Annotated in this window: 16 protein-coding genes and 1 pseudogene; 11 read left to right on the top strand and 6 right to left on the bottom strand. The window is 69.3% G+C overall.

Features of this window, described 5'->3' with window-relative positions:
- Positions 1 to 20 precede the first annotated feature (20 nt).
- From CK240_RS14325 to CK240_RS14340, 4 genes are read right to left on the bottom strand one after another with little or no spacing between them, the layout of a single operon-like run.
- Positions 21 to 986 carry an ABC transporter permease gene (locus CK240_RS14325; protein ID WP_095641020.1) on the bottom strand — a complete coding sequence of 322 codons (966 nt, stop codon included), beginning with the start codon at positions 984 to 986 and terminating at the stop codon, positions 21 to 23.
- Positions 983 to 2,482, bottom strand: coding sequence for a sugar ABC transporter ATP-binding protein (locus CK240_RS14330; RefSeq protein WP_167650062.1), 1,500 nt, complete (start codon positions 2,480 to 2,482; stop codon positions 983 to 985). Before CK240_RS14330 ends, CK240_RS14325 begins: the two co-directional genes overlap by 4 nt.
- Entirely contained in the window at positions 2,479 to 3,588 is a 1,110-nt protein-coding gene (locus CK240_RS14335) for a Gfo/Idh/MocA family protein (protein WP_240517445.1), read from the bottom strand. The genes CK240_RS14330 and CK240_RS14335 overlap by 4 nt, the downstream gene beginning before the upstream one ends.
- On the bottom strand, positions 3,581 to 4,642 hold the full coding sequence (locus CK240_RS14340; RefSeq protein ID WP_095641021.1) for a sugar phosphate isomerase/epimerase family protein: 1,062 nt from the start codon (positions 4,640 to 4,642) through the stop codon (positions 3,581 to 3,583). Before CK240_RS14340 ends, CK240_RS14335 begins: the two co-directional genes overlap by 8 nt.
- Before the next feature lie 115 nt (positions 4,643 to 4,757).
- Between CK240_RS14340 and CK240_RS14345 the strand changes: the two genes are divergently transcribed.
- The 6 genes and pseudogenes from CK240_RS14345 to CK240_RS14370 all read left to right on the top strand — a co-directional run bounded on the left by CK240_RS14345 (position 4,758) and on the right by CK240_RS14370 (position 10,573).
- Positions 4,758 to 5,780 carry a LacI family DNA-binding transcriptional regulator gene (locus CK240_RS14345; RefSeq protein WP_095641022.1) on the top strand — a complete coding sequence of 341 codons (1,023 nt, stop codon included), beginning with the start codon at positions 4,758 to 4,760 and terminating at the stop codon, positions 5,778 to 5,780.
- Positions 5,781 to 5,994: 214 nt separating this feature from the next.
- A complete protein-coding gene (locus CK240_RS14350; protein ID WP_095641023.1) occupies positions 5,995 to 6,954 on the top strand; it encodes an aldo/keto reductase in 960 nt (319 codons plus the stop codon).
- Positions 6,955 to 7,140: 186 nt separating this feature from the next.
- Positions 7,141 to 7,542, top strand: a complete 402-nt coding sequence (locus tag CK240_RS14355; RefSeq protein ID WP_095641024.1) for a substrate-binding domain-containing protein — start codon at positions 7,141 to 7,143, stop codon at positions 7,540 to 7,542.
- A gap of 83 nt (positions 7,543 to 7,625) precedes the next feature.
- Entirely contained in the window at positions 7,626 to 8,363 is a 738-nt protein-coding gene (locus tag CK240_RS14360) for an ABC transporter ATP-binding protein (RefSeq protein WP_240517447.1), read from the top strand.
- A gap of 133 nt (positions 8,364 to 8,496) precedes the next feature.
- Positions 8,497 to 9,108 (top strand): annotated as a pseudogene (locus CK240_RS19465) (ABC transporter permease); the annotation flags it as partial.
- Between the two features lie 79 nt (positions 9,109 to 9,187).
- Positions 9,188 to 10,573 (top strand): LLM class flavin-dependent oxidoreductase, encoded by a 1,386-nt coding sequence (locus CK240_RS14370; RefSeq protein ID WP_095641026.1) that lies wholly within the window; start codon positions 9,188 to 9,190, stop codon positions 10,571 to 10,573.
- Between the two features lie 263 nt (positions 10,574 to 10,836).
- On the opposite strand, the gene CK240_RS14375 is transcribed toward CK240_RS14370, so the two are convergent.
- A complete protein-coding gene (locus CK240_RS14375) occupies positions 10,837 to 12,306 on the bottom strand; it encodes an APC family permease (protein ID WP_240517449.1) in 1,470 nt (489 codons plus the stop codon).
- Between the two features lie 280 nt (positions 12,307 to 12,586).
- Positions 12,587 to 13,561: a siderophore-interacting protein gene (locus CK240_RS14380; RefSeq protein ID WP_095641027.1), complete on the bottom strand. Its 975-nt coding sequence runs from the start codon at positions 13,559 to 13,561 to the stop codon at positions 12,587 to 12,589.
- A gap of 98 nt (positions 13,562 to 13,659) precedes the next feature.
- On the opposite strand from CK240_RS14380, the gene CK240_RS14385 reads away from it, so the two are divergent.
- From CK240_RS14385 to CK240_RS14405, 5 genes are read left to right on the top strand one after another with little or no spacing between them, the layout of a single operon-like run.
- Complete coding sequence (locus CK240_RS14385; RefSeq protein WP_240517450.1) at positions 13,660 to 15,798, top strand: TonB-dependent siderophore receptor; 2,139 nt, start codon at positions 13,660 to 13,662, stop codon at positions 15,796 to 15,798.
- Positions 15,792 to 16,700 (top strand): iron-siderophore ABC transporter substrate-binding protein, encoded by a 909-nt coding sequence (locus CK240_RS14390; protein ID WP_095641029.1) that lies wholly within the window; start codon positions 15,792 to 15,794, stop codon positions 16,698 to 16,700. Before CK240_RS14385 ends, CK240_RS14390 begins: the two co-directional genes overlap by 7 nt.
- Positions 16,697 to 18,673 carry a Fe(3+)-hydroxamate ABC transporter permease FhuB gene (gene fhuB / locus CK240_RS14395; protein ID WP_095641030.1) on the top strand — a complete coding sequence of 659 codons (1,977 nt, stop codon included), beginning with the start codon at positions 16,697 to 16,699 and terminating at the stop codon, positions 18,671 to 18,673. Before CK240_RS14390 ends, fhuB begins: the two co-directional genes overlap by 4 nt.
- Positions 18,670 to 19,437, top strand: coding sequence for an ABC transporter ATP-binding protein (locus CK240_RS14400; protein WP_095641031.1), 768 nt, complete (start codon positions 18,670 to 18,672; stop codon positions 19,435 to 19,437). The genes fhuB and CK240_RS14400 overlap by 4 nt, the downstream gene beginning before the upstream one ends.
- Positions 19,438 to 19,444: 7 nt before the next feature.
- Entirely contained in the window at positions 19,445 to 21,145 is a 1,701-nt protein-coding gene (locus CK240_RS14405) for an ABC transporter ATP-binding protein (protein ID WP_095641032.1), read from the top strand.
- Positions 21,146 to 21,388: the final 243 nt, after the last annotated feature.

Raw genomic sequence — 21,388 nt, forward strand, 5'->3', positions numbered from 1 at the left:
TCCTCCCTCTGGTCGGCCCGCTACTCGGCGGACCTTTTTTCCCGCTGCAGGACCACAGCAAGCACGATGATGACGCCCTGGATCGCCCCGTTCAGATAGGGGCTGACCAGATCCGCCAGGTTCAGGATGTTGTCGATCAGCGACAGGATCAGGACCCCCACGACGGTGCCCCAGACGCGCCCCCGTCCCCCCTTCAGCGCCGTGCCGCCGATGATCACGGCGGCGATCGCCTCAAGCTCCCACAGCACGCCGGTCGAACCCGAGGCCGAACCGAGGCGCGGCACGTAGAGGATCGTGGCAAGTCCCACCAGCGCGCCCAGAAGGACATAGGTCTTCAGCCGTACCCGTTCGACATCCACGGCCGAATAGCGGGCCACGCGGTCGTTCGACCCGATCGCCTCGACATGGCGGCCGAAGCGGGTGTGGCGCATGGTCCATTCGCCCAGGACCGCGACGATGGCAAAGACGATGATCGGCCAGGTGATCCAGCCGATGCCGCCGAAATACACGGGCCGGTAAAGCGCCCGAAGCCCGGAATCGAGGCTGAGCGTGCCGCCGTCGGCCAGCCAGGTGACGAGGCTGCGGAAGATCCCCATCGTGCCCAGCGTGACGATGAAGGGCTCGATCCGGGCCTTGGTCACCAGCGCGCCGTTGGCGAAGCCCGCCAGCAGCCCGCCCGCCAGCGCCACGCCCATGCCGATCAGGATCGTGCCCCAGTTCTCACCCGTGATGGGGGCCAGCGCGTTCATCGCCATGATCGCGATGCCGGCCAGAAAGGCGGCCATCGAACCGACCGACAGGTCCAGCCCGCCCTGGGTGATGACAAAGGTCATGCCCACCGCGATCAGCCCGATGAAGGCCGAGCGCGCCAGCACGTTCGACAGGTTCGCGGGCGCAAGAAAGGCCGGGTTCAGCAGGGCGCCCAGGATGAACAGCCCGACCAGGGCGACAAGGGGCCCGAGAAGATGCAGGTCGATGCGTTTCATGCAGGCTCCGCCTCGCGTCCGAGGCCCATGGCCAGGCGGACGATGTTTTCCTCGGTGATGGCCGTCCCCGAAACCTCGCCGGCCAGGCGGCCCTGCCGCATGACAAGCACGCGGTCGGCAAGACCCATCACCTCGGGCAGTTCGGACGAGATCACGATCACCCCCTTGCCCGCCCGCGCCAACGCCCGGACGAAATTGTAGATCTGCTGCTTGGTGCCGACGTCGATGCCGCGCGTGGGCTCGTCGATCAGGATGATCTCGGGCTCGGTCAGCATGGTCTTGGCCAGCAGCAGCTTCTGCTGGTTGCCGCCCGACAGCGCGCCCGCAGGCATCGCGGGCGAGGCGGCGCGGATGTCGAACTCGCGCGTTGCCGCTGTCATGGCCTGCGCTTCCCGGGCGCGGTCGATGCGAAAGCCGAAGCGGTCCAGGGCGGCAAGCGTCAGGTTCTCGGTCAGGGGCTTGTCCAGCAGCAGCCCGGCTTCCTTCCGGTCCTCGGTCAGATAGGCGATCCCGGCGGCCACGGCGTCGCGGGCATGGCGGATCGCCGTGGGCTGGCCCCGGACCGCGATCCTTCCGCCCGAGGGGCGCAGCCCCGCGATCGCCTCGGCCAGTTCCGTGCGGCCCGAGCCGACAAGGCCCGCGATGCCCAGGATCTCGCCCCGGCGCAGGGTCAGCGCGACGTCTGCGACCCTGACCGCGCCCGGCACGCTCAGCCCCTCGACGCGCAGCAGTTCTTCGCCCGTGGGCGTGTCCTTGGGCGGGAAGATGTCCCGCAGCTCGCGCCCGACCATGGCGGTGGCCATGCCGTCCTCAGTCAGTTCCCCTCGGCTAGCCCGGCGCACCACCGCGCCGTCGCGCAGGACGGTGATGCGGTCGGCCAGCCGCGCGACCTCGTCCAGGCGGTGCGAACAGAACATCAGCGCCACGCCCTCGGCCCTGAGCCGGTCCACCTGCGCATAAAGCGCCTCGACCTCGCGGTGGGTCAGGGCGGCGGAAGGCTCGTCCATGATGAGGACGCGGGCCCTGCGCGACAGGGCCTTGGCGATCTCGACCATCTGGCGGTCGGGCACCGACAGGTCGCGGATGCGCGCCTCGGGGCGGATCGCGGTGCCGAGGCGCTCCAGCAGCTCGGCCGCCGCGGCCCGCATGGCCGCATGGTCCAGCCGCGGGCCGCGGGTGATCTCGCGCCCCAGGAAGATGTTGGCGGCGACCGTCAGGTCGGGCGCGAGGTTGAATTCCTGATGGATGACGACGATCCCCGCCGCCTCGGCCTCGGGTCCGCTGCGGAAGGGGGCAGGGCGGCCGTCCAGCAGCACCTGCCCCGAGGTGGGCGCAAGAAAGCCGCCCAGGATCTTCATGATCGTGGACTTGCCGGCGCCGTTCTCTCCGATCAGCGCATGGACCTCGCCCGCGTTCAGGGCAAGGTCGATGCCGTGCAGCACCTCGACGGGGCCGAAGCTTTTCGTCACCCTGTCCAGCGCAAGCACCGCCGTCACGGCCGCACCTCTACCCAGGCGCCGTCCCGCGCCGCCGAAGCCTGCGCGGCGGCGATGAAGGCCATGCCGGACAGCCCGTCGGCCAGCCCCGGCAGTCGCGCCAGCGGCGCGTCGTCCCCCCGGATCACCGCCGCGATATCGGCGTAAAGGTTGGCGAAGGCTTCAAGATACCCTTCGGGGTGGCCCGGCGGGGTGCGGAAGGACGCCGAGCGGTCCTGTGCCCGGGTCAGGATGCGCGGCGGCTCACCCTTCACGGTGAAGACCAGCCGCTCGGGGTCCTCCTGCTGCCACTCCAGCGCGCCCCTGGTGCCGAAGACGCGCAGCGACAGTCCGTTCTCGCGCCCGACGGCGACCTGGCTGGCCCACAAGCCGCCCCGCGCGCCCGAGGCATAGCGCAGCATCACCCGCACATCGTCGTCCACGCGCCGCCCCGGCACCATGCTGGACAGTTCGGCGGCAAGGGCGGCGGGCGTCTGGCCGGTCACGAACTCGGCCAGTTGCCAGGCGTGGGTGCCGATGTCGCCGATGGCGCCTGCGCCCGACCGCGCCGGGTCGGTGCGCCAGTCGGCCTGCTTGCTGTGCACATCGTCCGCAAGCCAGCCTTGCAGATATTCCGCCTGCACCAGCCGCAGATCGCCGATGCCGCCCTCGGCCACGATGGCACGGGCTTCCCGGACCATGGGATGGGCGCAATAGTTGTGGGTCAGGAAGAACCGCGCGCGGCTGTTGGCGGCGGCCTGGGCGATGGCCCGGGCCTGTTCGGGTGTCGCGGCCAGCGGCTTGTCGCAGATGACGTGGATGCCCGCGTCGAGGAAGGCGACCGCGACGGGCGCGTGCAGGTGGTTCGGGGTCACGACCGACACCGCGCGGATGCCGTCGGGACGGGCCGCCTCGGCCTGCGCCATCTCGTGGAAATCGGCATAGGAGCGGTCCAGCCCCAGCGCCCTGGCCGAAGCTTCCGCCCGTGCGGGGTCCGAGGACAGCGCGCCTGCGACCAGCCGGAAGTGGCCGTCCATCCGCGCGGCGATGCGATGGACCGCGCCGATGAAGGCGCCTTCGCCGCCGCCGACCATGCCCAGCGGGATGGGGGTGGGTGCCTCAGCCATCGGCCAGCCCCAGCGCGCGGCGGTTCGCAGTCTCGTCCGTGCCCTGCGCCGCGAAATCGTCAAAGGCGTGGGGTGTCGTGCGAATGATGTGGCGGCGGACGAACTCGGCCCCCTCGCGCGCGCCATCCTCGGGATGCTTCAGCGCGCATTCCCATTCCACCACCGCCCAGCCGTCGAAGTCGTACTGCGCAAGCTTCGAGAAGATCGCCCCGAAATCCACCTGCCCGTCGCCCAGGCTGCGGAACCGCCCGGCGCGGTCCACCCATGACTGGTAGCCGCCATAGACCCCCTGCCGCCCGGTCGGCCGGAACTCGGCGTCCTTGACGTGGAACATGCGGATGCGCTCGTGGTAGATGTCGATGTTGTCGAGATAGTCGAGCTGCTGCAGCAGGTAGTGCGACGGGTCGTACAGCATGTTCGCGCGGGGATGCTGGCCCACGCGGTCGAGGAACATCTCGAAGCTCACGCCGTCGTGCAGGTCCTCGCCCGGGTGGATCTCGTAGCAGATATCCACGCCCACCTCGTCCGCCAGGTCAAGCAGCGGCCGCCAGCGGCGCGCGAGTTCGTCAAAGGCCATGTCCACCAGCCCCGGCGCCCGCTGCGGCCAGGGATAAAGGTAGGGCCACGCCAGCGCGCCCGAAAAGCTTGCCATCGCCTTCAGCCCCATTGCGGCGCTGGCCCGGATCGCCTTGCCGACCTGTCCGGTCGCCCAGGCCTGCCGCGCAGCCGGCTTGCCGTGAACCGAGGCCGGCGCAAAGGCGTCGAAGGCGGCGTCATAGGCCGGATGCACGGCGACCAGCTGGCCCTGCAGATGGGCCGAAAGCTCGGTCACCTCGACGCCGTTTTGCCGCGCGGTGCCGAGGAACTCGTCGCGGTAATCCTGCGACCCGACCGCAAGGTCGAGGTCGATCAGCCGGCTGTCCCCGCTGGGGACCTGCACACCTTCATAGCCGAGCGATGCCGCCCAGCGGGTGATGCCGTCCCAGCTGTCGAACGGCGCCTGATCCCCGGCGAACTGCGCCAGAAACAGCGCAGGCCCCTTGATGGTCCTCATGCCGATCCTCCTCCTGAGGCAGAAGCTAGATCGCCGATGTAATCGTTTGCAAGTGTCCTTTTGGATCAGCCTGCAAATGCTTGCGCACGGGTCCGTGCGCCGCATAGTTCAGGGCATGGGTGATGCAGGCTTGCAGGGGACGAGACAGGGGGCGGCGCGGCTTGCGGACGTGGCGCGCCTCGCGGGGGTCTCGGTGGCCACGGTGTCGAGGGCGCTTTCGCGGCCCGATCTCGTGTCGCCCGATACGCGCGATGCGGTGCAGCAGGCGATCGCGGCGACCGGCTATCGCATGAACCACGCCGCGCGGAACCTGCGGAAAGGACGGACCGGCGCGGTCGTGGCGCTGGTGCCGAACCTCGGCAACCCGTTCTTCGCCAAGATCCTTGCCGGGATGGGCGCGGCGCTCAATGCGCAGGGGTACGACCTGCTTGTCGGGGATACGCTGGCGCCGGGCGGGCGCCACCGCGCGCTGCGCCGCTTTCTGGACCCATCGCGGGCGGACGGGATCATCCTTCTGGACGGCCAAGTGACGGCCGACGATCTCGCGGCGCTGCCCGGCGCGCCGCCGCTGGTGATGGCCTGCGAATGGATCGAGGGTGCGCCGCTTCCGCGCGTGGTGCTGGACAATGCGGCGGGAACGGAACTGGCGGCCCGGCACCTGCTGGCGCTGGGCCATCGCCGCATCGGCTGGATCGGCGGCCCCGAGGACAACGTGCTGCACCAGGCACGCATCGCCGGTCTGGCCCGCGTGCTGCCCGATCCCGGGCCGGGCTATGACGGTGACTTCACGCTGGAATCAGGGGTCAGCGCGGCCGAAAGATGGCTGGACACGCGGGCAGCCGACCGGCCGACCGCCGTGATCGGCTTCAGCGATGAATCCGCCGCCGGCTTCATGGGCGAGCTTCAGCGCCGCGGCGTGTCGGTGCCGGAACAGGTCTCGGTCGTCGGCTTCGACGGGATCGACTGGGTTGCGCATCTGCCTGTCCCGCTCAGCACGGTCCGCCAGCCCAAGCGCGACCTCGGCAGCGCTGCGGCCCGCGTTCTCATGGCGCTGATCGCCGGGCAGCCTGTCGCGTCCAGCACCGTTCTCGAACCCCAGCTGGTGCTGCGGAAGTCCTCCGGCCCCGCGCCGGCATGAAGGCCGCAGGGCAGGGGTCAAGGCGTTCCGGCAGGGGGCGGTCGGAACGCGGACGACGGAATGCACTTTGCCGTCGTCGCAAGGCCGATGCAGGGCGGATAGCGCCTGGCCGACTGCAACGGTTTGGAAGGAAGCCGGACCCGGTGCGGGCGGCCTCCCTTGACGGGAACGATCGCGCGCGCTTCCCTGCCGCGGCTCGGAACAGGAGGCGCAGATGGAGCAAAGACGGCTCGGCGACCGCAGCGTCAGCGCCATCGGCCTTGGCACGATGAGCTTCGGCGGCATCTTCGGCCCGACGGACGAAGCGGCCTCGCTGGCCTGCTTGGACGCGGCGGCGGATGCCGGGATCAGCCATTTCGACACGGCCGACATCTACGGCATGGGTGTGTCGGAACGCATCATCGGCAAGTGGGGTCTCCGCGACATCCACCTCGCCACCAAATGCGGCATCGTGAACGGCCCGCCGCGGACGGTGCGCAATGACGAAGCCTACATCCGCCAGTGTCTCGAGGCCTCGCTGCGGCGGCTCGGGCGCGAGCATGTGGATCTCTACTACATCCACCGCCGCCAGCCCGAGGTTCCGGTCGAGGATCTGGCCGGGACGATGGGCAGGCTGGTCGAGGAAGGAAAGATCGGCGGCTACGGCCTTTCCGAGGTCGCGCCCTCGACCCTGCGCCGCGCCCATACCGAGCATCCGGTGGCCGCCGTGCAGAACGAGTTTTCACTGTGGACGCGCCTGCCCCAGCTTGGCCTGATCCGGGCCTGCAAGGAACTGGGGGTAGCCTTCGTCGCCTTCTCGCCGCTCGGGCGGGGGATGTTCGGGCGCGAGCCCCTGACGCGGGACTTCCGCGCGGGCATCGATTTCCGCGACAGCAATCCGCGCTTCACCGAGCCGAACTTCTCGGCAAACCTCGCGGCCATCGCGCCCTTCCGCGCCCTTTGCGCCGAACGGGGCTGGACCGTTCCGGGTGCGGCGCTTGCATGGGTTCTCGCGCAGGGCGACCACATCATCCCGATTCCGGGCACCCGGTCGGCGGAGCATCTTCGCGATTGGCGGGTTGCGGATCTCGACGCGGCCGACATCGCCGAGATCGAGCGCCTTCTTCCCGCCGGCTTTGCCCATGGCGACCGTTACGGCGACCACCAGATGGGTTTCGTGGAACGTTATTGCTGAGGGCTGCGGCCGCGGTGCACTGTGGCGGGACTGGCTGCGACATGCATTGAGGATGGTTTGAGGCTTGGGCGGCCGTCGATGATCTTTGCGCCCATGGTTGCGCCACATCGTGCCACGCGACACAGGCTTCCGGCCCCTGAAACGACCGGCAACCGCAGATGCCAAGACTGTTGGTGGCGACCCCGGTTGCAAAACCGGGCCTGCTGTCCGTCTCCCTCAGTCGACCACGAATTCCTTCGAGGTCTTCGGCGGCCCCACGACCTCGCTGATCGTCTACACGACCGAAGCCTGGCGGGCCGAGAACCCCAAGACCTGCGCGGTCTTCCTGGGCGCCTTCCTCAGGCCAGCGACTGGATCAAGGCCCATCCCGAGGAGGCGGCGGACACCTTCCTTCGGGTCGCGCAGTCGGACCTCGACCGCGAGCTGATCCTGTCCATCCTGTCGGACGGGAAATACAGCTTCGATCCCGTGCCGCGGAATACCCTGTCGCTCGCGACGTTCATGCATGACGTGGGCGCGCTGAAGACCCGTTCCGAAAGCTGGAAGGACTATTTCTTCGAGGACCTGCATGACCGCGAGGGAAGCTGAGGCATGAACATGTATTTGGCCAATTCGCTGGCCGGGGCGGCCGTCGCGTCCGCCCCCCCCCCCCCGTACTGAAGGCGCAGGATTTGACGCTGACCTATGCGGGACCCAAGGGCCCCAACATCGCCGTGGACCGCGTCAGCCTGCAGATCGCCTGGGGCGAGCGGCTGGTCCTTCTGGGCCAGTCCGGCTGCGGCAAGTCCTCGATCCTCAAGGCGCTTGCGGGCTTCCTCAAGCCCGTGGGCGGGACAATCACCCTGCACGGCAAGCCCGTTACCGGGCCGGGGCCCGACCGCATCGTGGTCTTTCAGGAATTCGACCAGCTTCTGCCCTGGAAGACGGCCGTGCAGAATGTCGAGTTCCCGCTGCGCAAGGCGCGGGGCCTGGGCAAGGCCGAGGCGCGGCAACGCACCGAGGACGCGCTGGAGCGGGTGGGCCTGACCCGCGCGCTGACATCCTTCCCGCACCAGCTTTCGGGCGGCATGAAGCAGCGCGTGGCCATTGCGCGGGCCCCGGCGATGAAGCCCGAGGTCCTGCTGATGGACGAGCCCTTCGCCGCGCTGGACGCGCTGACGCGCGAGCGGTTGCAGGCGGACCTTCTGCGCGTGGCCGAGGAAACGCGGGCCACGCTGCTGTTCGTCACCCGTTCGATCGAGGAGGCGGTCCTGATCGGCACGCGCCTGCACCTTCTGTCCTCGCATCCGGGCCGGACGATCCGCACCATGACCACCGAGGGCGCGGTCCCGGGCGAGCCGTCCTTCGCCCAACTGTCGCAGGAAGTCCACGAACTGTTGTTCCAGGGCGGGGTGACGGCCGATGTCTGACCTGAGCCATCTTCACGCCCCGCCATCCGCCTGGCACCAGGCCCTGAACGCGCCATGGCTGCGGCGTCTGGCAGTGCTGGTCCTGCTGGCGGCGATCTGGGAGGTCGCCGCGATCATCCAGAACAACCCGATCATGCTGCCGCACTTCACCGCGGTCGTGGCCGCCCTTCGGCAGTCGGTCCTGCATGATGGCCTGCTGGCTTCGGCGGGGGTGTCGATCGAGGTCCTGCTGAAGGGCTACGTGATCGCCGTGGCGCTGGCGCTGCTGCTGGTCGGGCATGCCGCCGCCAACGGCTTTGCCCGCGAGGCGCTGCAGACCCTGACCGCGATGCTGAACCCGCTGCCGACCATCGCGCTGTTGCCCTTGGCGATGCTGTGGTTCGGCCTGAACGAGGCGAGCCTGATCTTCGTGCTCTGCCACGCCGTTGTCTGGCCGCTGGCGCTTGCCGCGCTGTCGGGTTTCGACTCCGTGCCCAAGACGCAGCGCCTGGTGGGCCGCAACTACGGCCTGCGCGGGCCGGGGTTCGTGCTGCAGATCCTGATCCCTGCCGCGCTGCCCTCACTGATCTCGGGCCTCAAGATCGGCTGGGCCTTCGCCTGGCGCACGCTGATCGCGTCCGAGCTGGTCTTCGGAGTCACCTCGGGCTCGGGCGGGCTTGGCTGGTTCATCTACCGCAGCCGCAACGACCTTTACACCGACAAGGTTTTCGCCGGGCTAGCCGTCGTCATCCTGATCGGCCTGGTCGTCGAGATCGTCCTGTTCCGCAGCATCGAGAAGCACACCGTCCGCCGCTGGGGATGCAGAAATGAACGGAGCCGCCACCATGTCCACCCATCCCCGCCAGATGCACCTGGGCGCCTTCCTTTATCCCACCGGCCACCATGTCGCCGCCTGGCGCCACCCGCAGGCCGCGGCCGACGCGGGCATCAACCTGGGCCATTATCAGCACCTTGCGCACGTGGCCGAACGGGGGCTGTTCGACCTGATCTTCCTGGCCGACGGCGTGGGCGTCCGGGGCGACAATGTCGAGGCGCTGTCGCGCACCGCCATCCGCTACACCGGCCAGTTCGAGCCGATCACGCTGCTGTCGGCCCTGTCGGCGGTGACCAGCCGCATCGGGCTCGTGTCCACGATCTCGACCACCTACACGCCGCCGTACAACATCGCCCGGCAGATGGCCTCGCTTGACTGGATCTCGGGCGGGCGCGCGGGCTGGAACCTCGTGACCTCGGCCGACGACTTCGAGGCGCAGAACTTCGGCCTGGATGAACAGCTTGCCCATGCCGAGCGCTATGCCCGCGCGCAGGAGGCGGTGGATGTCATCTCGCGCCTGTGGGACAGCTGGGAGGACGACGCCTTCCTGCGCGACAAGGAGAGCGGGCGGTATTTCCGGCCCGAGGCCTTCCAGCCGATCAACCACAAGGGCAGGTTCTTCAGGGTGCGCGGCCCGCTGAACGTGCCCCGCCCGCCGCAGGGACGCCCGGTGATCTTTCAGGCGGGCGCCTCGGAACCCGGCAAGCAGCTGGCCGCCCGCACGGCGGACGCGGTCTTCACCGCCGCCCAGACCGTGCCCGAGGGGCAGGAATATTACTCCGACCTCAAGCGCCGCCTGCCGGATTACGGCCGCCGCCCCGAGGACATCATCGTCATGCCCGGCGTCTTCCCGGTGATCGGCGCCACCCGCGCCGAGGCCGAGGACAAGTTCGCCCGACTGCAGGACCTGATCCATCCCGAGGTCGCGCTTTCGCACCTGTCGCCGCTTTTGGGGATCGACCTCAAGGACCACGATCCCCACGGCCCGGTGCCGGACGTGCCGATGTCGAACGGCCATGTCGCGCGGCAGGCGCTGCTGGTGGCGCGGGCGCGGCGGGACAACCTGTCGATCCTCGAGCTTGCGCTGTCCATGGCCGGCGCGCGCAGGCACTGGCAGATCGTCGGCACGCCCGCCGAGATCACCGATTCCCTTCAGGAGCGGTTCGAGGCCGGCGCCGCTGACGGCTTCAACATCATGTCGCCGGTGCTGCCCACCGGGCTGGAAGAGTTCGTGGACACCGTCGTCCCCGAGCTTCAGCGCCGCGGCCTTTACCGCACCGGATACACGGGCAGCACGCTGCGCGACCATTTCGGCCTTGCGCGCCCGGCCGCGCACGAGGGCTTCAGCTATGCCGAGCCCGAGGCGCCCCATGTCGCGTATGGTGCCCGCGCCTGACCCCGTCCTCCATCACCGCAACGGTGGGAACGTGGAGCGTCGGGCCTGCAATACAGGCCGCGCCGCAAGGGGCCCCGGGGTGGACGCCGGGGCCTTCCGAACCCGGTCATCCCGACCTGTTCCCGGCTCCTTCCACGGCCGCCGTGATGCTGGCGGCCGGGCAACCGGCCCTGCGGAAACGCATTTACAGCAGGTCGCCGGTGTCCGCTGCGGCAAGGCACCGTTTCAGCGATCTTGCTGCCCGGCGGCCGCTGCTCGCGATCCTAGTTCCTCGGGGCGTCACCATGATGCTCTCGCATCTGGTCCACGTCCCCCAAGCTGCCCGAATAGGGCCTTTGGCGCAGCGCCCTGTTCCACAGCCAGGTCGCTGCCCACAGGACGATGCCGATGGCCAGCAGCCAGCCTGCGATGCGGTACTGGTCCATCTGCGCTGCGCTTCTGGCCCAGGGACCGGCCAGAAAGGCGCAGGTCGCCGCACCGATCCACGGCAGGACGAAGGGCGCGCGGAAATGGGCATGGTCGACAGGGCGCCTGCGCAGCACGATCAGCGAGATGTTGACGATGGTGAACACGCACAACAGCAACAGCGACGTGGTTCCCCCCAGCAGGCTCACGGCGGGCAGGTTGGACCGCGTGACGACGAAATAGATCAACCCGAAGGCCAGCGCCGTGGTGAAGAGGATCGCGATCCAGGGCGTGCGCCGGGTGTGATGGACCAGCCCGAGGCCGTGCGGCAGCACGCCCTGCCGGGCCAGGCCATAGATCAGCCTGCTGGCCATCAGCATGTTGATAAGCGCGGAGTTCGCCACCGCGAACATGCCGATAAAGGGAAAGATGCTGTCGAAGGGCAGGTTCGGCGCGCCTGCGCGCACCACCTGCGTCAGGGCAGAGCCCTTGTCGGGGTTGGACAGGTCGCCCACCGGAACCAGGGCGACGGCGCAGATCGACACAAGGATGTAGATGACGCCCGTGATGGCAAGTCCGGTCAGCATGATGCGGGGGAAGATGCGGACCGGGTCCTTGACCTCCTCGGCCATGTTGACCGAATCCTCGAAGCCGACCATCGCGAAGAACGCCAGCGCGGTGGCGGCGGTCAGTGACAGGAAGGCGCCCTTCTCCTCGGAGGACTGGAAGATCATCACTTCGGAAAAGTCCGCCCGGCCCTGCGCCATGGCATAGAATCCGACGAAGATGATCATCAGCAGGCCGGTCAGCTCCACGCAGGTCAGGACGACGTTCGCCTTGACGCTTTCGCCGACGCCCCGCAGGTTGATCACCGCCACAAGCGCCATGAAGCCGAGGGCGATCAGCAGGATGCCCGCGCTGCCCTTTTCGAGGCCCAGCCCGAAGCCGTCGTTCAGGAAGCCCGCAAAGGCGTTCGACGCGGTCGAGGCCGAGGTGATGCCGGAACACATCACGGTAAAGGCCACAAGGAATGTCAGAAAGTGGATGCCGAAGGCGCGATGCGCATAAAGCGCCGCCCCCGCCGCCTGGGGATAGCGCGTGACCAGTTCCAGATAGGAAACCGCCGTGATCGTCGCGACCAGGAAAGCCAGCAGGAACGGTGCCCAGGCGGCGCCCCCGACCTCGGCCGCGACCGTGCCCGTCAGGGCGTAGACGCCTGTCCCCAGGATGTCGCCGACGATGAACAGCAGCAACAGCTTCGGACCCATGACGCGGTGCAGTTCAGGCTGATGTGGCGCGGTGGCCCCGGTCGGATACGCGTCAGACATATCGACTCCTCAAACTGGCTTTGTCCGAGGATGTGCGCCAAGTTGCATCGCCGCAAGCAAATTCACCTGTGATCGCGGGGCCGTTCTTCTTTGTGCCCTGAGGGGATGGCTCGGCCAGCGACAGGTGCCGCCGTTCGCTGCCATCACCGCGATGGTTGACTCGGCCCTGCGCCGACGAAGGGGCTATCGCCTGTCTGGAAGAATTGCCGATGAATCTGCCGGGTGGCTCATCCAGGCGGGGTGCGGGGCCGCGGCCGGGGCGCATCGGGCGAGGGCGGGATCACCCCCAGTAGGCTGCCACGGTGAAGCTCTTCTTGGCACGCCCGGATTGCAGCAGGTGCTGACGGGCCAGGCGGGCCTGATCGGTGCTGCCCGCGAACCACAGGAAGCTGTCGTCGGTCACGGGGTCATGCTGCCCAAGCGCGAACAGAAGGTCGTCACAGCGCGTGACCCGGGGATCGGCGCCCAGCGCGCCCAGATCGGCCTTTGGGCAGCGCACGACCGCCCGCACCTGCCCTCGGGACAGCTTCAGCATGCGCGCGATGACGGGCAGGGCGGTCTCGTCTCCGAACAGGCACAGGCGATCAGCCTCGGGGTACCAGCCGCCACCCGGCCCGATGACGCCGACCTCCTGCCCGCCGGGGTTCCCTTCGGCCCAGTCGCAGGTGGGGCTGCCGGGATGGCGGAAGATGTCGAACTCCAGCCAGTCGTCCTGCTGGTCCGCGACGGTATAAACGGGACGATGCAACGCATCCGGTCCCTCGGGCCAGGCCGTGCGGCCGCTTTGCGTGACGGTGGGCCAGACCGGCGCGCGGCCGGCAGGGGGCAGAAGCAGGCGGAAATGCAGGCCCCCCTGGCCGAAGCGCCCGACGTCGGGGCCGGTCAGCCGCACCCGCAGGAAGTTCGGGCTGGGGCGCGACACGCCGGCAACCCGCATGAGTGACAGGCCGGGCGCCAGCGCGCCGACATCGACGTGATCCCATTCGACGCTCAGCCCGACTTCGGCGAACAGCTCGGCGGCGCTTTCGCGCAGGTTGCCGACCAGCCGATGCTCGGGGCCGGACAGGTCGATGCGAAGGCTGTCGGGCAGGGGCGTCAGGCGCAGTTCGCAATCCCAGACCAGCAGGCTCAGCCGGTCGGAGGTCTCGATCAGCGGCACGTCCCAGGCAGCGGCCCGCATCTTCAGTGCCGCCGCGGCGGCGCCCGACGCCTGGCGGATCACACCCGCGCTGCGGAACCTTTGCAGATCAGTCATTTGCCCCTCCGGCCCAACCCGTCCACCGCACAGCGGCATCCGGCCGCGCATGGCTTATCATGCCCCGTTGACATATCCTAGTGTTTCGATCAGCTAAGATGATCCTGAACCCGAGGGTCGCCATGTTCCCCAGTTTCCGCACCGTTGCCCTTGCAAGCGCCAGCGTGATCGCCCTTTCGGCAGCCGCCGCCGCGCAAGAGGCCGCCGAAACCGTCACCCTCGACACCATCACCCTGACCGCGACCACCGACGCCTCGGTCCAGGCCGAGGGCTTTGTCAGCGACTATGCGCAGGCCGCCACCAAGTCGGACACGCCCGTGTCCGAAACCCAGCAGTCGGTCTCGGTCGTGACAACGGAACAGATCGAGCAGCAGGGCGCCGACAGCCTGGGCGAGGCGCTGTCCTATTCCACCGGCGTCCTCGGCCAGCCCTTCGGCGCCGACCCGCGCTTCAACTCGCCCACCATCCGGGGCTTCACCTCGGAGAACGCGCAATACGTGAACGGCCTGCGGCAGGGGCGGCTGTTCGGCGCGCAGGCCTACGAGATCTACGGCATGCAGCAGATCGAGGTCGTGCGGGGACCGTCCTCGTCGCTTTACGGCTCGGGCTCGCCTGCAGGGGTCATCAACCAGGTGCAGAAGCGCGCGCAGGCGGGCGACTTCGCCGAAGCCGGGGCGGGTTTCGACGACAACGGTTCCGGCCAGCTGTTCTTCGACGTCAACCGCAGCCCCGACGAGGTGCTGTCCTGGCGCCTGACGGGCATCGCGCGCGACGACCAGACCCAGATCGACGAGCTGACGAACGAGCGCGGCTACCTGGGCGCGGCGATGCGGCTGAACACCGACGGCGCGACCACCATCGACCTGCTGGCCTCCTACACCAACGACTCGCCGATCAGCCCGGTTGGCGTGCCCTACGGGCTGACGTCGCTGGGCGACAGCATCTTCCGCGGGGATGACGAGGACCTGCGCGACATCTACACGGGCGAGCCGGGATTCGACGACAGCGACCGCCGCATGTGGAACGTCGGCGTCGAGATCAGCCACGAGCTCGACAACGGCTGGCGGCTCAGCCAGGGCTTCCGCTACGAGAAGTTCGACTGGGATTACACCGGCACGTCGGTTGCCTTCGGGCAGGTCGTCAATCCCGATGGCACCTTCAACCGCACCACCATCGACCAGAGCGAGGACAGCGAGACCATCAGCCTCGACACGCGGCTGAGCGGAGAGTTGACGACGGGGCAGGCGACCCACCGGCTGCTGGTCGGGCTGGACGTGCAGAAATACGACGCAACGGACTTTACCATCTTCGGCACCGCGCCGCCCTTCGATCTGCGCAATCCGACCTATGACGCGGACGCGGTGACGCTGGACGGCTTCCGGGGCGGGCGCGACGTCACCTTCAAGCAGATCGGCCTGTATGTTCAGGACGAGGTGGAATGGGGCAACTGGCGCGGCACCTTCGGCCTGCGCCACGACTGGGCCGAGCAGGACGGCGTGGCCTATGGCGCGGATTCCAGCTTCGACGACAGCCAGACGACCGGCCGCCTGGGACTGTCCTATGCGATGGACAACGGGCTGATGCCCTATGTCAGCTATTCGACCTCGTTCGAGCCGCTGCCCGGCAGCGACATCGCGGGCAATGCGCTGGAACCGACCGAGGGCAAGCAGTGGGAAGCGGGCGTCAAGTACAGCCCCTCGGCCTTCGAGGGGTTGATCACCGCCGCCGTTTACGACCTGCGCCAGACGAACCTGACCCGTCCCGTGTCCGAGGTGATCGACGGCGAAACCCGCAGCGGCCTGCGCCAGATCGGCGAGGTCAAGTCGCGCGGCGTCGAACTGTCGGCGCTCGCCTCGCTGGGGGATGCCTGGGATGTCGAGGCGAACTACGCCTACAACGACACCGAGCAGCTGGAAGGCGTGAACGAAGGCGATGCGCTGCCCAACGCGCCGCGCCATCTGGCGAACCTGTGGGTGACGCGCGACTTCGGCAACGGCATCCGCGCAGGCGGCGGCATCCGTCACATCGGCGACCGGTTCGGGGACGAGGCGAACGAGCTTGAACTCGACAGCGTGACGCTGGTCGATCTGGGCGCGACATGGGAGCGCGAGCGCATCGAGGCCTCGATGAACCTGTCCAACCTGACCGACGAAGCCTATGTCGCCAGCTGTTCCAGCTTTGGCTGCTTCTATGGCGAAGGCCGCACGTTCAGCGCCAAGGTCGCGTACAAGTGGTGAAACGCGGGGCCGTCTCTCTCCGGCCTACCCGTCGCACCCTTCTGACCGCCGCCGGCATCATGCTGGCGGCGGGTTTGCCTTTGCGGGCAGCGCCAGCCGCGCCGCGCCTTGCGGCCATCGACTGGGCCATGCTGGAAACCGCTGTCGCCATCGGCCACATGCCCGTCGCCGCCTGCGAGCTGGTGCGCTTCCGCGCAGACGCGGTCGAGCCCGAGATCCCTCGGCAGGTCGTCGATCTTGGCCTGCGCGGCGCGCCCAACTTCGAACTTCTGCAGCTGACCCGCCCCGACCTGATCCTGACCTCGCCCTATTACACCCGCTATCAGGACCGGCTGGCGGGCGTCGCCCCGGTCCTGAACCTGCCCTTCTACGTCCCCGGCGAGCCGCCGCTTCCCAAGGTTTTCGCCGCGCTGCACGCGCTGGCCGAGGCCATCGACGATCCGCAGGCCGGGGTCAGGGCCGAGGCGCGGGCCGAGGCGGAACTGGACCGAAGCGCCGCCGCACTCGGGCGTTTTGCCGATCGTCCCTTCTGCCTCGTCAACATCGGCGATGTGCGCCACCTGCGCGCCTTCGGCCAGGACAGCCTGTTCGGCAGCACGCTTGCCCGGCTGGGCCTGCGCAATGCCTGGACCGAGGGCACGCAGTTCAGCTTCCTCGCCCCCGTTCCCGTCGAGCGGCTGGCGACCATGCCCGAGGCGCGGCTGGTGATCGTGGGCGCCATCCCGCCCGAGGCACGGCGCGGCCTTTCCCGCAGCGTCCTGTGGAAGGCGTTGCCGCAGGTGGCCGGGGGGCGGGTCTATCTGCTGCCCGAGGTCAATGCCTTCGGCGGAATCCCGTCCGTGCTGCGCTTTGCCCGGCTGCTGTCGCGGACGCTCGCCGCGGGTCCGGTCGCCAGCGTATGATGACTCCAACTCGCCTCTGGCTGCCGCTTTCGGCGGCACTTGCCGCCGGGCTGTGGCTTGTCGCGGCGATGCAGGCCTTGCCTTGGGCAGAGTGGCCGGGCCTGCCCATGCGACCCGAGGCGATGAGTCTCGACCAGATCCTGCTGGGGTTCGGGCTGATGCCGCGTGGAGTGATCGCTCTGTTCGCAGGGGCCGCCCTTGGCCTGTCGGGGGCGATCCTGCAGGCCGTGCTGCGCAACCCGGTGGCTGACCCGACCACGCTGGGGATTTCCTCGGGCGCGCAGTTGGCGCTTGTGCTGGCGACCATCCTTGCACCGGAACTGCTGGCACAGGGGCGCTGGCCTGTCGCCATGACAGGCGCCGGGCTGGCCGCAGGTCTGGTGCTGGCCATCGGCGCGCGGCGGGCCTTTGCGCCCGTGACGATGGTGATCGCGGGGATGCTGGTCGGCATGACCGCCGCCGCCATCGCCGCCGCCGCGACACTGGCCCAGGGGCAGTATCTGCTGTCGCTGGTGATTTGGAACGGCGGCTCGCTGGTGCAGCAGGACTGGTCGGGCGTGCGCGTCCTTGCGCTGGTGCTGCTGCTCGGCGGCCTTGGGGCGGCGGCTCTGGCCCGGCCCCTGCGGGTGCTGTCGCTGGGGGCCGAGGGCGCGTCGGGGTTGGGCATGAACGTGGCCGCCGTGCGGCTGGCGGCGGTGGCGCTGGCCGTCTGGATCGCCGCCAGCGTTTCGGCCGAGCTTGGGATGGTCGGTTTCGTGGGCCTCGCCGCCCCCGCGCTGGCCCGGACCCTTGGCGCGCGTGACATGATGCAGGTGCTGGCGTTGGCCCCGCTGATCGGCGCGCTGATCCTGTCGGTCTGCGACGGCGCCGTGCTGCTGGTCGCGGGAACCAGCGGCGAGATGTTTCCGACCGGTGCGCTGACCGGCCTGCTGGGCGGGCCGCTGCTGATCTGGCTGCTTCCGCGCCTGCGCGGCTCGACCCCGCCGGGCACCGAGGCCGCCGAGGGTCCCGCGCCCCGCCTGGCGCGTCCGGGCCGCCTGTTGGCTGCGCTGGCGGCAGGGCTTTTCGCCGCCGTGGTCGCGCTTGTTTGGATCGGCCGGGTGCCGGGGGGCTGGGCGGTGCTGGACTGGCAGAGCTTCCGGGACTTCCTGCCGATGCGCCTGCCCCGGCTGGTTGCGGCGGCATCCGCCGGGGCCGCGCTGGCGGTGGCGGGCGCGATCCTGCAACGCCTGACCGCGAACCCGCTCGCCTCGCCCGAGGTGCTGGGCGTGTCCGGCGGCGCCTCTCTGGGCTTCGCGGCGGTGATCTTCGCCGCCCCAGCACCCAGCGCGCTGATGCTGAACGCGGGCACCATGGCCGGTGCCGTGCTGGCCCTTGCGCTGGTCGCCGCCTTCGCCAGCCGCCGCGAGATGCCGGCCGAGCGGATCCTGCTGGCCGGGATCGCCGTGTCGGCGCTGGCCTCGTCGGTCCTGTCGGCGATCATGGCCGTGGGCGACGCGCGGGCCTGGGCGATCCTCGGGTGGCTCAGCGGATCGTCCTCGGCCGTGGGCCTCGGCGGCGCGCTGGGGCTGGCCGCGGTGTCGCTGCTGCTGTGGGCCTCGGCGCTGGCCGCGCGCCGCTGGCTGGGCCTTCTGCCGCTGGGGGCAGGCATCGCTGGTGGGCTGGGCCTGCCGCTGCGCACGGCAAGGCTGGCGCTGATCCTGCTGGCGGGCGTGGCGACCGGCGCGGCCACGGTCTTCGTCGGGCCGCTGTCCTTCGTCGGCCTCATGGCCCCGCATCTGGCCCGTCGCCTCGGGCTTGCCCGGCCCGAGCATCACGTCACCGGCGCCGCGCTGATCGGCGCGGGACTGATGCTGGCCGCCGATTTCGGTGCCCGCATGGCCGGGTTCCCCTATGAACTGCCGCTGGGGCTGTTCGCCTCGCTGATCGGCGCGCCCTGGCTGATCTGGATGATGATGAGGGCCGGGCGATGACCCTGTTTGCCATTGAAAATCTGTCGGTGGACGTCCCCGGCCGCCGCCTGCTGGACGGGATCACGCTGAACCTGCCGGAAGGACAGGTGATCGCGCTGATCGGGCACAATGGCTCGGGCAAGTCCACGCTGCTGAAGGTGCTCGCGCGGCAGGTCGCGGCCGACGGCCGCATCGCCTTCGAGGGGCGCCCGCTGTCCGACTGGCGCCCGCGCGACTATGCCCGCAGGCTCGCCTTCCTGCCGCAGACCACGCCGCCGGCCGAGGGGATGCTGGTCCGCGAACTGGTCGCGCTGGGGCGCTATCCCTGGCACGGCGCGCTCGGCCGCTTCGGCCCGCGCGACCATGAGGCCGTGGCCGCCGCCATGCAGGAATGCGGAGTCGAGCCCTTTGCCGACCGGCTGGTGGACACGCTGTCGGGGGGCGAGCGGCAGCGGGTGTGGCTGGCGATGATGGTCGCCCAGCAGGCCGGAACCCTGCTGCTGGACGAGCCGATCAGCGCACTGGACATCGCCCACCAGGTCGAGGTGCTGGCGCTCATCCGCCGGATGTGCCACGATCAGCAGCGCAGCGCCGTGATCGTCCTGCATGACGTCAACATGGCGGCCCGCTTCTGCGACCACATCGTTGCGCTCAAGCGCGGGCGGCTGGCGATGCAGGGCAGCCCCGCCGAACTGATCCGCCCCGACGCCCTTCACGCAATCTACGGCCTGCCGATGCAGGTCCTGATGAAAGACGATGGCACCCCCGTTGCCGTCCCCGCCTGAGAAAACCATGCTGCGCGACTTCTTCTCCTATTACCGCCCCTTCATGGGCCTGTTCTGGCTGGATTTCGGCTGCGCCGTCCTGTCCGGCCTGCTGGAACTGGCCTTTCCGGTGGCGATCACCGGCTTCATCGACCACCTGCTGCCGCAGGGGAACTGGACGCTGACGGTGCTGGCGGCCGCCGGCCTGCTGGTGCTTTACGCGATCAACGCCGGGCTTCTGACGGTGGTGATCTACTGGGGCCACAAGCTGGGCATCAACATCGAGACCGAGATGCGCGCCCGCGCCTTCGACCACCTGACGCGGCTGTCCTGGCGCTGGTACGACCGCGCCCGCACGGGCAAGCTGGTCGCCCGCGTGACCCGCGACCTCGAGGAGATCGGTGAGGTCGCCCATCACGGCCCCGAGGACGCCTTCATCGCGCTGATGACCTTTGTCGGCGCCTTTGCCCTGATGTTCTGGATCAACCCGCAGCTTGCGCTGATCGTGGCGCTGATCGTGCCGGCAATGCTGGCGCTGGTGATCGTCTATGGCGGGCGGATGACCCGCACCTGGCGTGACATCTATTCCCGAGTCGGCAACTTCAACGTCCGGCTCGAGGAAGCCCTGGGCGGCATCCGCGTCGTGCAGGCCTTCGGCAACGAGGGCCACGAAACCCACCTGTTCGGCCATGACAACGCCCGCTACCGGCAGGCCAAGCTCGATGCCTATCGCGTCATGGCGGCAAGCTCGGCCCTGCAATACATGGGGCTGCGGCTGGTGCAGGTGGTCGTCATGGTCGTGGGCGCGGGCTTCGTGCTGTCGGGCGACCTGACCACGGGCGGCTTTGTCGGCTTTCTGCTGCTGGTCGGCGTCTTTTACCGCCCGCTGGAAAAGATCGCCGCCGTGATCGAGACCTACCCGCGCGGCATCGCGGGCTTCCGCCGCTATCAGGAGCTGCTGGCGACCGACCCCGAGATCGCCGACGTGCCCGATGCCATCGAGGCCCCCGTCCTGAGGGGCGACATCCGCTTCGATAACGTCAGCTTCGCCTACAGCGAGGACCGGCCGATCCTGCGCGGGATCGACCTGCAGATCGCGGCGGGCGAGACGGTGGCCTTCGTCGGCCCCTCGGGCGCGGGCAAGACCACGCTTCTGGCGCTGCTGCCGCGCTTTTACGAACCGACCTCGGGGCGCATCACCATCGACGGGCTGCCGCTGGACCGGATGCGCCTGAACAGCCTGCGCCGCCAGATCGGTCTTGTCAGCCAGGACGTGTTCCTGTTCGGCGGCACCCTGCGCGAAAACATCGCCTATGGCCGCCTTAACGCGACCGAGGCCGAGATCCGCGAGGCCGCCGCGCAGGCGCAGCTGACCTCGATGATCGAGGGCCTGCCCGAGGGGCTGGATACCGTCGTGGGCGAGCGCGGAGTCATGCTGTCGGGCGGCCAGAAGCAGCGCGTGGCCATCGCGCGGGCCTTCCTGAAGAACCCGCCGATCCTGATCCTGGACGAGGCGACCAGCGCCCTGGACAGCCAGACGGAACGCGAGATCCAGGGCGCGCTGGACGCCCTCGCCGTGGGCCGCACCACGCTGGTGATCGCGCACCGGCTGGGCACGATCCGCAACGCCGACCGGATCGTCGTCATGCAGGAGGGCCGGATCGCTGAAGCCGGCAGTCATGGAGAGTTGCTGGCGCGCGCGGGCATCTATACCGCGCTGGCCGGATGACTCTGGGCGGGCGCGTTCGGAATGGTCCCGATCGCCCCATCCGGCCTCGCAGGACAGATCGCGGAACAGCCTGAACGGATCATGCGCCCGACCCAGGCGGTTCCGGTGCAGTGCCGGCGGACCCGCCGCGCCGGCGTCTGGGGCAACAGCGCCCTGCTGAGCCACGCCGGGGTCAGGTCGGCCGCCGCCCTTGTCGTCTTTGCTCAGGGTGACGGCTCAGGAACGGCAGCCGATCGGGCGTGC

This window comes from Paracoccus salipaludis (assembly GCF_002287065.1).
GTDB classification, from domain to species: domain Bacteria; phylum Pseudomonadota; class Alphaproteobacteria; order Rhodobacterales; family Rhodobacteraceae; genus Paracoccus; species Paracoccus salipaludis.